Source organism: Candidatus Melainabacteria bacterium RIFOXYA2_FULL_32_9 (genome assembly GCA_001784615.1).
In the GTDB taxonomy this organism is placed as follows: Bacteria; Cyanobacteriota; Vampirovibrionia; order Gastranaerophilales; family UBA9579; genus UBA9579.
Genome location: MFRQ01000032.1, coordinates 19,733 through 20,205 on the forward strand (window position 1 = coordinate 19,733; position 473 = coordinate 20,205).

Consider the following 473-nt stretch of genomic DNA (forward strand, 5'->3'; position numbering starts at 1 on the left):
GCTCTTCTGGCAGCCTCAATTTGACGACTGTTAATCCAGGCTGGCTCTAAGCTTTGTAAGCCAAAATCGCCATACTGTATTGTCGTACCTCTGGTTTCGGTACCAGACATTCTTCCTCTCATCTGCTTACGATATTTTGTTCTTTTTGGCATTAACATAGCAAATTTTGCTCCTAACTTATTAATGTGCCTGATAGGCATTATACTAGAATGAGTTTGGTTTCGGTTTAGATTGCAGGGCACTTATCATTTTTTGATGGTGCGCTACCCTAAAACCAGCGCTCCCGCTTTATTGGCCTTTAGGACCGCCAGGACCAGGGCCTCTTCTTTTGCGAGGACCACCACGTCCGCCAGGTCCACCCTGTGCTTGGACTGCTTCATTTGAAGCTTTGGATTTAATATTTAAGTCGGCAACTTCACCAGGAAGAATTTCGCCCTTAAATATCCAGGTTTTAACACCTATAATACCCATAA

1 protein-coding gene and 1 pseudogene (1 of these 2 cut by a window edge) are annotated in these 473 nt (G+C 44.0%); both read right to left on the reverse strand.

Annotated elements, in window-relative coordinates; all coding sequences use genetic code 11:
- Positions 1 to 158 (reverse strand): annotated as a pseudogene (locus tag A2255_02045) (50S ribosomal protein L16); it reaches 247 nt to the left of the window's first position.
- Positions 159 to 288: 130 nt separating this feature from the next.
- Positions 289 to 471 carry a hypothetical protein gene (locus A2255_02050; protein ID OGI22675.1) on the reverse strand — a complete coding sequence of 61 codons (183 nt, stop codon included), beginning with the start codon at positions 469 to 471 and terminating at the stop codon, positions 289 to 291.
- Between the last annotated feature and the right edge of the window lie 2 nt (positions 472 to 473).

Coding starts and splice junctions, on each gene's coding strand:
- A2255_02050 (OGI22675.1), bottom strand. CDS start 471: ATGGGTATTATAGGTGTTAAAACCTGGATATTTAAGGGCGAAATTCTT.